The organism is Bradyrhizobium guangdongense, from assembly GCF_006483445.1.
Lineage (GTDB): Bacteria > Pseudomonadota > Alphaproteobacteria > Rhizobiales > Xanthobacteraceae > Bradyrhizobium > Bradyrhizobium guangdongense_A.
In genome coordinates, this window is the sequence record NZ_PPPT01000171.1 from 1 (window position 1) to 7925 (window position 7925).

General features: G+C 62.2%; 14 protein-coding genes. 7 read left to right on the forward strand and 7 right to left on the reverse strand.

Annotation, left to right across the window (positions count from 1 at the left end):
• Nucleotides 1–33 precede the first annotated feature (33 nt).
• Nucleotides 34–546 (reverse strand): hypothetical protein, encoded by a 513-nt coding sequence (locus C2U70_RS24165; protein ID WP_140981122.1) that lies wholly within the window; start codon nucleotides 544–546, stop codon nucleotides 34–36.
• Nucleotides 547–640: 94 nt separating this feature from the next.
• Nucleotides 641–955 carry a hypothetical protein gene (locus C2U70_RS24170; protein ID WP_140981124.1) on the reverse strand — a complete coding sequence of 105 codons (315 nt, stop codon included), beginning with the start codon at nucleotides 953–955 and terminating at the stop codon, nucleotides 641–643.
• Nucleotides 956–1050: 95 nt separating this feature from the next.
• Between C2U70_RS24170 and C2U70_RS24175 the strand changes: the two genes are divergently transcribed.
• Together C2U70_RS24175 and C2U70_RS33135 are read left to right on the forward strand one after the other, a co-directional pair.
• Nucleotides 1051–1278 carry a hypothetical protein gene (locus tag C2U70_RS24175; protein ID WP_140981126.1) on the forward strand — a complete coding sequence of 76 codons (228 nt, stop codon included), beginning with the start codon at nucleotides 1051–1053 and terminating at the stop codon, nucleotides 1276–1278.
• Nucleotides 1275–1442 carry a hypothetical protein gene (locus C2U70_RS33135; protein WP_186294437.1) on the forward strand — a complete coding sequence of 56 codons (168 nt, stop codon included), beginning with the start codon at nucleotides 1275–1277 and terminating at the stop codon, nucleotides 1440–1442. The genes C2U70_RS24175 and C2U70_RS33135 overlap by 4 nt, the downstream gene beginning before the upstream one ends.
• 12 nt (nucleotides 1443–1454) lie before the next feature.
• On the opposite strand, the gene C2U70_RS24180 is transcribed toward C2U70_RS33135, so the two are convergent.
• Together C2U70_RS24180 and C2U70_RS24185 are read right to left on the reverse strand one after the other, a co-directional pair.
• Nucleotides 1455–1985, reverse strand: coding sequence for a gamma carbonic anhydrase family protein (locus tag C2U70_RS24180; protein WP_140981128.1), 531 nt, complete (start codon nucleotides 1983–1985; stop codon nucleotides 1455–1457).
• 109 nt (nucleotides 1986–2094) lie between these two features.
• Entirely contained in the window at nucleotides 2095–2424 is a 330-nt protein-coding gene (locus tag C2U70_RS24185; protein WP_140981129.1) for a DUF6949 family protein, read from the reverse strand.
• A gap of 221 nt (nucleotides 2425–2645) precedes the next feature.
• Between C2U70_RS24185 and C2U70_RS24190 the strand changes: the two genes are divergently transcribed.
• Entirely contained in the window at nucleotides 2646–3350 is a 705-nt protein-coding gene (locus C2U70_RS24190; protein ID WP_140981131.1) for a hypothetical protein, read from the forward strand.
• A gap of 39 nt (nucleotides 3351–3389) precedes the next feature.
• Here the strand turns inward: C2U70_RS24190 and C2U70_RS24195 are convergent, their stop codons facing one another.
• Nucleotides 3390–4517: an acyltransferase family protein gene (locus tag C2U70_RS24195; RefSeq protein WP_140981133.1), complete on the reverse strand. Its 1128-nt coding sequence runs from the start codon at nucleotides 4515–4517 to the stop codon at nucleotides 3390–3392.
• 149 nt (nucleotides 4518–4666) lie between these two features.
• Here C2U70_RS24195 and C2U70_RS33140 point away from each other — a divergent pair, with 149 nt between their 5' ends.
• From C2U70_RS33140 to C2U70_RS24200, 3 genes are all read left to right on the forward strand, one after another.
• Entirely contained in the window at nucleotides 4667–4810 is a 144-nt protein-coding gene (locus C2U70_RS33140; RefSeq protein WP_186294438.1) for a hypothetical protein, read from the forward strand.
• A 104-nt stretch (nucleotides 4811–4914) separates the two neighbouring features.
• On the forward strand, nucleotides 4915–5049 hold the full coding sequence (locus C2U70_RS33755; RefSeq protein WP_283810404.1) for a hypothetical protein: 135 nt from the start codon (nucleotides 4915–4917) through the stop codon (nucleotides 5047–5049).
• Between the two features lie 334 nt (nucleotides 5050–5383).
• Nucleotides 5384–6124 (forward strand): hypothetical protein, encoded by a 741-nt coding sequence (locus C2U70_RS24200; protein WP_140981135.1) that lies wholly within the window; start codon nucleotides 5384–5386, stop codon nucleotides 6122–6124.
• Between the two features lie 339 nt (nucleotides 6125–6463).
• Here C2U70_RS24200 and C2U70_RS24205 read toward each other — a convergent pair whose 3' ends face one another.
• Nucleotides 6464–6751 (reverse strand): helix-turn-helix domain-containing protein, encoded by a 288-nt coding sequence (locus C2U70_RS24205; protein WP_246666846.1) that lies wholly within the window; start codon nucleotides 6749–6751, stop codon nucleotides 6464–6466.
• 34 nt (nucleotides 6752–6785) lie between these two features.
• Nucleotides 6786–7166, reverse strand: a complete 381-nt coding sequence (locus C2U70_RS24210) for a type II toxin-antitoxin system RelE/ParE family toxin (RefSeq protein WP_140981139.1) — start codon at nucleotides 7164–7166, stop codon at nucleotides 6786–6788.
• A 216-nt stretch (nucleotides 7167–7382) separates the two neighbouring features.
• Here C2U70_RS24210 and C2U70_RS24215 point away from each other — a divergent pair, with 216 nt between their 5' ends.
• On the forward strand, nucleotides 7383–7874 hold the full coding sequence (locus C2U70_RS24215) for an Imm26 family immunity protein (RefSeq protein ID WP_140981141.1): 492 nt from the start codon (nucleotides 7383–7385) through the stop codon (nucleotides 7872–7874).
• The last annotated feature ends 51 nt before the right edge of the window (nucleotides 7875–7925 follow it).

The following is a 7925-nucleotide window of genomic DNA, read 5'->3' on the forward strand; positions in this document are numbered from 1 at the left end:
CCTTGTTCTTTTAGAGGGCTTACGCCGTCCCCCTCACTCGCAGACCTCGACGTTGCGGATACGCCAGCCCCACGGCGTCATGACGCGCTGCCGTACGAGGTAGCAGCCGCCATAGTCGACGTCGGAATAGCCGTAACCGTAGTCGTAATAGGGGTCGTAGCCGCCGGCGTAATAAGGCCAGGCGCCAGCCCCGAGGGCTGCACCGACGGCAACGCCGGGCCAGAAGCCGCGCCGTCCATGCCAAGGCCCGCCATGGCGCCAGCCGGGATGGCCCGCGAAAGCGGGCCCCATCCGCGGACCGACGCCGACCATTCGGGGACCGACGCCCACAGGTCCGATTGCCCGCATGCCGCCGCCGATCGCGGCTGCGCGAAAGCCGGCGCCTGCGAAGCCACCACCGCGGAAGCCACCACCGCCGTGGAAGCCACCGCCGCCATGAAAGCCGCCGCCATGCCCGCCAAAACCGCCGCGCGCCAATGCCGTGTCAGGACTGGAAAGCCCGAATGCTGCGACAGCAAGCGCAGCCATGATCGCTTTTCGCCACATCGCCCCCTCCTTCTGGATTCCGCGTGAAAGGCGGACGAAGGCTAATGCAGCGCAGGCCGTCCCGATAGGGCTGGATTGACGCAAGGCTGCGCCGTCAGCAGCCGCGACAGATGCCCTTCAGGCGCTGATCGATGACCTTGTTCTCTTCCTGGACGACCGCGTCGGTCGACTTGCCGCCGCCTGCCGCACCGCGTCCCGTGCCGGTGGTCGCACCTGAGGATTGCGCCGTGCCGAGGCTGTTGGTCCCGGGCGGCGGCGACGGTGACTGTCGTGTCGCGCCTGTCGCGTCGCCAACTCCCGACGTCGTCGAGCCCGCCGCCCCGCCTGTCCCACTCTGCGCAAAGGACGACAGCGGCATCGCCGCCAGAACACAGGCGACGACCGAAACCGTTGCGTACAATCTGGCCATTGGAAAGTCTCCGTTCGGAGACCAACGGTAGAGCGGCGTGCCCGTTCCGGAACAAATTTGGCCGCTCATGATTTGAGAAAAGGAGGCGCAACGCGATGCGCAAACTGATCGCCTTCGACGACGACACGCTCGACAAACTCAAGCAATTGGGACGCGACAGGACGGCGACGCTTCAGGAGCTCGCGGACGAGGCCTTCGCCGATCTCCTGAAGAAGCACGACATTCCGACCGATTTGCGCGACGCCCTGCGCAAGAGCGTCAAGCTCGACCGCGCACCATCCAAAACGACTGCGCGCCAGAAAACCGGAAAGGCAAAGTCATGACGACGGATCGAGATCCCTTCGCGGAAGGCGAACGCGCCGCGCGCGAACACATTCCGGCGGAAGCCAATCCCTATCAGGACGGCAGCGACGAACATGCGCTGTGGGCCGCAGGTCACGAGCGCGTGGCCGGCGCAGCCGAGGCGCGCGAGGCCGAGGATATCTGATCGCGCCGGCGATCAGCCGATCCGCTTCAAGCCGCGCCGATAGAGCGGCGACTTCGCCTGGTAGGATTTTGCGGCAAGTCCCATCTTCTCGATCTGTGCCGGCTCGAGCGTGCGGATGACACGCGCCGGCGAGCCGATGATCAGCGCGCGTTCGCCGAACTCCTTGCCCTCGGTGATGACGGAGCCCGCACCGACCACGGCGTCGCGACCGATCTTCGCGCCGTTCATGACGATCGAGCCCATGCCGACCAGCGCGCCGTCCTCCAGCGTGCAGCCGTGCAGGATCACGTTATGGCCGACGGTGCAGTTCTTGCCGATCACGAGCGGGAAGCCCGGATCGGTGTGGCAGGTCGAGCCGTCCTGGACGTTGGACCCCTCGCCGACCTCGATCCACTCATTGTCGCCGCGCAAGACCGCGCCGAACCAGACGCTGGCGCCGGGCTTCAGCCGCACGCGGCCGATCACGGTTGCGGTCTCCGCGATGAAGTAATTTCCGTCTGAGGGAAGTTCGGGCGCCTGCCCGTCGAGCTCGTAGATCGCCATGAAGGTCTCCTCTGGCGAAGACCTATAGCAAAGGGCAAAGCGCCTTGCAGAGCGTTTTCGAGCGAAGTGGGCACCGGCTCGCGCGAAGAAAACGCGTCAAGACGAGAATCTACCCCAGCACGCCCGTCGCGCGCAGCGTCATCAGGAAGAAGGTGCCGCTCATCATGCTCCAGAAGCCCGCGATGATGGTGGCCATCATCACGAATTCGAAGCGGCGGTTTTCCAGCCGCGCCCCACGCAGCGTGTTGCGCATGATGATGAAGGGCGCCGCGAACACCAGGAATGGCACGGCGGCGAAGGTCTTCGGCGCCACCCCCTGCTGCAACAGCCCGAAGCCGGCGGGCCGCGCCGCAAAGACCTGGAACCCGCTGACCAGCGCGCCGGCAAGCGCGAACCCGATCAGGACCGAGAACAGGGAATTCAACGCCTCAACTGACATCGGAAAGGTTCCGCCAATACGCAACGCGACGGCCCAGCTGTGACAAAAAGTACGGCTCGGCGCCAGATTATACTTAAGGGAAGGTTAACACGGGGCGGCCCGACGGCCCCTTGCCCCGCATGCCCGGAATGCTCCGCGAATTGGCCGCCGCATGGCATATTCGCCTCTGATTCGTCGGCCAGCGGCCGACTTTTCCGGCAAGGCGCAGCCAAAGCTCAGCGATGACGATGTTTTCGGCAACCTCCCCCCGCAACGGCCGTGCACGGTCGCATCTGCTGCCGATCGCAATCGGCAGCGCCTTTGCGATCGCAGCGCTCGCACTCGTCGCCTATTTGCTGTGGCCGACCTGGGGCACGGTGGTCGGGGCCAGCGCGCCGGAAAAACTGCCGGTCAGCATCGGCAACACGCTGTTCAACGTGCCGACCGCGGCGATCCGGATGAAGATCCAGCGCCACTCCGGGCCGCAGGAGCGCATCGACCTCGACTTCCTCTATCCCTCGCTCGAAACGCCGGGCGCGCTGAAGCATGTCACCGCCGAGAACGTTGATGCGACGATGCAGCCGATCGACCGCATCTTCCTGTCGATCGCGGCGCATCACGATGCGCTGGCGCCGGAGACGCGCGTCGCCACTATCTATCCGCGCTATCTCGATCCCGCGCCTGGTACAGTCGATGACGGGCTGGCGATGCGCAAATTCCGCGCCGAAACGCCCTACGGCAGCGAGGATCTGTTCTCCGCCACGAGCCCGCCGCTGAGTGCGCGCTGCACGCGCGATGCGGCCACGCCCGGCATGTGCCTCACTGAGCGCCGCATCGGCGGCGCCGACCTCACCTTCCGCTTTCCGCGAAGCTGGCTCGGCAATTGGCGCGAGGTGGCGGACGCGATGGAGAAGCTGACGGCGCAGATGTTTGGCAAGCGTTCGTAGAGTTGCGATAGGCGCACGGCCGCGAGGCGAGGAGCACCGTTAGGCGGTCGCCAAAATCCTTCGATCCCGCCAACCCAGAATTGGCCGCTCGAAATAACGGTAGAGTCCCGCGGCAAGAACCAGGCAAATGCCGCCGTAAAGCGCGGCGGAGACCGCCGTGGCCAAGCCGATGCCCGGCTCCAATCGCCAGCAGGAATGAATCACGATGATGACGGGCCAATTGACCAGGTACAGCGAATAGGACCATTTGGACAAGGCTGTCACGCCGCCCCCCGCCATGGCTGGGAGATCGACCCGGCCAAAACCCCAGACCACGAGCATGGCAATCGATAGGTGCACGACGTTGAACAGCAATGTTCGAGCGAAGAAGCTGTGGTCCAGCTCCGCCTGGGGGCGCGTCAGAATTGCGACCGAGAACGCAAGGATCGCCAAGCCCGCAATGAGAAGCGCGGGCCTGTGTCCCGGTCTGATCCACTTGAGGGCGACATAGGCGAACACCCCCGCCATGATCGCATCAAACCTGAATATCGCGACCTTCCTGATGCCCGCCTCCATAGGCGGTTCAAACAGGATTACGGCGCCGATCCTCGTGGCGAGAGAGAGCAGGAAGACGAAAGCGCCCGCGGCGAGGAAGGCCCGTGTGGAGCGGCCGCGCGCCCTGCCGAATGCCATCACGACGAGCGGGAAGAAAAAATAGAAAAGCTCCTCTATGGCGAGGCTCCAGGATTCAGAAAAGAATGCAGGAACAGGACTGGCGAAATTCTGAAGGAAGGCGAAATACGGCGCCAACGGCGGAAGCCCCGAATGCCGGAAGATGAAGATGTTGAGTCCGAGGAACAGGTAGTAGTTCGGCAACGTCCGTATCCAGCGACGCGACCAGAAGCTCGGAAGCAAGGTCTGCCATGGTGTCTCGGACTTGAATTGCTCGAACAGCATGCCGCCGACCAGAAATCCGGAGAGGACGAAGAATATCTCCACCCCGAGAACCGCCGTGACGTTGGCAAACACGTTCCCCTCCGGTCCTTCAAAGAACCAGCTTCCATGGGAGACGAGAACGAGGCTTATCGCTAGCGCCCGCAAGAGATCGAGCCACCCGTCCCGGCCGGCAAGCTGAGGCGATCTATTCACTGTCACTGCACAAACCCGCCATGGCGCGATCAGCGCCATCCTCAGCCAGTAGCGGTTACCATTGTCCTACCATGACCGAAGGGGCTGGGCGGCCGGAACGGCGCTCCTGTCCGTTGGAGGGCATGTTCGGCGGGGGTCGGCTGGTTGCTTCGTTCGCTGGCGGCGGGCTGGCGCTCTGGAGCCGTATGATGGACGCACTCGCGCAGGCGCAGCATCCATCGCGCGGCGACACCCTTTGGGGAACGGACGGTGGCGTCGATCTGGATTCCCGCGATCTTCCGGCCATTCACAGATCGTTGCCGATCTCGACGCAACTGGCGACTCTTGCGTAACGAAGACCGCTTGATAGTCTTGGATCGACAGACAAGCGCGGTGATCGACTTGAGCGAAGCAGCGGCAGACTTGCCACCCGGCGCCCGATGCGGCCACGCCCGGCATGTGCCTCACCGAGCGCCGCATCGGCGGCGCCGACCTCACCTTCCGCTTTCCGCGAAGCTGGCTCGGCAATTGGCGCGAGGTCGCGGAGGCGATGGAGAAGCTGACGGCGCAACTGCGCGGGCCGAAGGGCTGAGGCGGGCGCGATTGGCGCCCGAGAGGGCCTGCCGGAAAAGCGTCGAAAACAACCCCATGCACAGTAGCCGGGGTACCGGTACGACGAATTACGTTTTATCAGAAATTAAGCTTGACACGTCTGGCAAATCGGGGGTAAGTTGGCATCATCGCACGATCCGTCGCCCGCCTCACGGGCAACGCGTACTCTTGGCGGGCGGCTATCCGTCAGGCGTATGAGTGCGGCTGAACAAGGACGCAAGCAGAGAGCTGAGAATGATCGTGCGTGACACCGACTGGGGAGCCAAGGTCGATACACTACAAGTGCTGCTCGTCGACAAGTCCGGAGGCGTCCTGTGAGCTTGATGACGGCGTCAAGCTTCGCAAGGCATGCGATGATGGGACTGCTCGCTCTCCTGGTGGCGAATTGCGATAGCAAGGCGGAAAGCTACCGTTACAAGCTGTCGCTCGCCGTGGATACGCCCGCAGGCGTGAAGCGTGCGTCGAGTGTCGTCGAAGTCACCTACTTTGCAGTGAGCGTTCCCGATCGAGGCGTCATGTATCGCCTGCACGGAGAAGCCGTTTACCTGGATCTTCAACCGGGCGCACGGCCGTTGGTCGCTTTGCTAACGCGGAAGTTTCACCGGCCTGCGCATATCAGCGATATCGGTTGGACGTTGGACGCTGGGCCAGGAATGGCTCTCCTGTTCAAGCTCTATGGGATATCCCAGTCGGGGAAACTCCTGGATGACGTGCAGCAAGTTGCGCGTTTACGCGGTCCTCGCGCGCTTGCTCTCGATTACCTGCCAAATCTCGTCACGTTTGGCGACGTCAATGATCCCAAGACCGTGATCGAGGTCGATCCCAACGATTTGCAGGCGACGCTGGGCCCGAACGTCGTCTGGCGAGAGATCACCCTCGAGAGCACCGACGAGCCTGTCACGACGGGTATCAAGACGAAGCTTCCGTGGTTGCAGCAATACCACGGCAGGATGCTCGATGGCGACACAATCAGCCATGTCGGGGCCAGGAAGACGTTCGCCAATAGTCTCAGCACGGCTGACTTCAAGTTTCCCAGTAATTCCAGAAACGAGTAGCTCACATGCCCACGAGTTGCGGTGCTCTGCACTAAACCTGATGTCTGTTCGATGTGATTGAGCCTGCAGGATGGGTAGAGCCCTTGCGAAGCCCATCCTTGTCATCTTAACTCGTCTTAACTCGTCATTCCTGAGCGAGACCGCCTGCGCATGACAGAGAAAGAAAGTTCGGACGCACTTCTTTGGGAGGGCGGCGGTGCTTGGATAGGCTTGTATGGCGCCACCCCTCCGCTAGCAACAATCTTGCTGCCGCTAGGCCACGCCTTGACGGCCGCAAGCAAGGCGTCATGCTCAAGGGCAATCGGACGTCGCTCTAATGGTTGCTACGAGCTGTGCCGTCTAAAGAATCGCCTCGATCCCCTTCCTTCGGATCACATCGAGCAGCACCAGAGCCGGGCCGCTCGGACGTTTGGCGCCGCGTTCGAGTTGCGACACGTATCCGACGGTCAGATTGAGATAATGCGCAAAGACGGCCTGACTGAGATTTGCCTTCTCGCGCATGGCGCGGATTTCTTTCGGGGTCACCGGCTTTGCCGTCGCCAGTTCAGCCTTGCCCAGGTGGCGCATGGTGATCTTGTCATAGGCGTCGTCGTCCATGACGCCGACCTTGTGCATGCCCTTCGCCATTTCCAGCAATTCCTTCGTGAGGCGGGCATTCGTCCTAGTCTTCTTTGCCATGTTGCACCTCGATCAAGAGTCCCTCTTCCACCGCACGGGTGATGTACCGATCATCGGCGTTGAGCCACAAGCTGGCCGCTTCACGCAGCGTCTTCAGTTGGGTCGCATCGATGTTGTCGGTCTCGTTCTTCGCGAAGCCGAACAAGAAGATTGCCCGCCGGCTCGAGCGGAGTGCGATCAGCATGCGGTAGCCGCCGCTCTTGCCCTGCCCCTCACGGGCGACCCGCTGCTTGATCAGGCCGGAACCAAGATCCGCATCAACGAGGCCGCGGGCGGCGCGCACAACGGCCTCGCTCAGGCTCCTGTCGGCGATCCGCTCGCGCTTCGTGAACTGAGCAACCCTCTTGAGCTTGTATATCTTCAAGAAGCCCCCCACAATTTGAACTATAGTTCAATGAATGGTAGTTTGCAAGGAAGGGGATCGAGATGGGCAAGCGTGGCGAAGCGCATAGAGTCACCCCACCTCCGACACCGTCGTTGCCAGAGGAACCCCATGGCTCGAAAATACTGGCTCCACTAAATGGTTGCTACGCGCTTTGAAGTGGCGTGAGTTCTGGCCACGAGCGAACGGACGCTAAAGATGACACCGTTGACGAATTTGCAGCGGATCAAGTCCTCCCGTCGGGCGCCGGTTCGCGGCGATACGTTTGCAATGCTTCTGCCGACGGCGACGTACCTATTTGGAAGGGTGATCTTGGTTGAATCCCAGCAGGGCCCGATGCCAGGCGCAAACTTGCTCTATATCTATGCATATCAGTCGAAGGCAAAGGCGCCGGACGAGGCCTGCTTGCGTCCCAACAACCTACTCATTCCGCCTGTTTGGACAAATCGTCTCGGTTGGACAAAGGGGCTTTTCGAGACAATCGGTTCCGGAATGCTCAAACCCACGGATTTGCTGCCGCAACATTGCTTCAGACGGCATGACTATGTCTATCTGGACGAGACGGGCCGACGACTACGCGGACGAGTCGAGCCGTGTGGTGAATGGGGCCTCGTGAGTTACCGATGGATCGACGATCACGTCAGCGATGCGCTCGGCATTCCGCGCGTCCCTGAATCTCCCGAGGATTGACGCATTCGAGATTGCAGATCACTGCAACTCTGATCGTAGCCCGGATGGAGC

What these genes read in the sequence shown, in the direction of transcription:
- C2U70_RS33135 (WP_186294437.1), top strand. Translation starts at nt 1,275, where the DNA reads ATGACGACGGATCGAGATCCCTTCGCGGAAGGCGAACGCGCCGCGCGC.
- C2U70_RS24165 (WP_140981122.1), bottom strand. Translation starts at nt 546, where the DNA reads ATGTGGCGAAAAGCGATCATGGCTGCGCTTGCTGTCGCAGCATTCGGG.
- C2U70_RS24215 (WP_140981141.1), top strand. Translation starts at nt 7,383, where the DNA reads ATGACACCGTTGACGAATTTGCAGCGGATCAAGTCCTCCCGTCGGGCG.
- C2U70_RS33140 (WP_186294438.1), top strand. Translation starts at nt 4,667, where the DNA reads ATGGACGCACTCGCGCAGGCGCAGCATCCATCGCGCGGCGACACCCTT.
- C2U70_RS24175 (WP_140981126.1), top strand. Translation starts at nt 1,051, where the DNA reads ATGCGCAAACTGATCGCCTTCGACGACGACACGCTCGACAAACTCAAG.
- C2U70_RS24190 (WP_140981131.1), top strand. Translation starts at nt 2,646, where the DNA reads ATGACGATGTTTTCGGCAACCTCCCCCCGCAACGGCCGTGCACGGTCG.
- C2U70_RS24180 (WP_140981128.1), bottom strand. Translation starts at nt 1,985, where the DNA reads ATGGCGATCTACGAGCTCGACGGGCAGGCGCCCGAACTTCCCTCAGAC.
- C2U70_RS24205 (WP_246666846.1), bottom strand. Translation starts at nt 6,751, where the DNA reads ATGGCGAAGGGCATGCACAAGGTCGGCGTCATGGACGACGACGCCTAT.
- C2U70_RS24170 (WP_140981124.1), bottom strand. Translation starts at nt 955, where the DNA reads ATGGCCAGATTGTACGCAACGGTTTCGGTCGTCGCCTGTGTTCTGGCG.
- C2U70_RS24195 (WP_140981133.1), bottom strand. Translation starts at nt 4,517, where the DNA reads ATGGCGCTGATCGCGCCATGGCGGGTTTGTGCAGTGACAGTGAATAGA.
- C2U70_RS24185 (WP_140981129.1), bottom strand. Translation starts at nt 2,424, where the DNA reads ATGTCAGTTGAGGCGTTGAATTCCCTGTTCTCGGTCCTGATCGGGTTC.
- C2U70_RS33755 (WP_283810404.1), top strand. Translation starts at nt 4,915, where the DNA reads ATGTGCCTCACCGAGCGCCGCATCGGCGGCGCCGACCTCACCTTCCGC.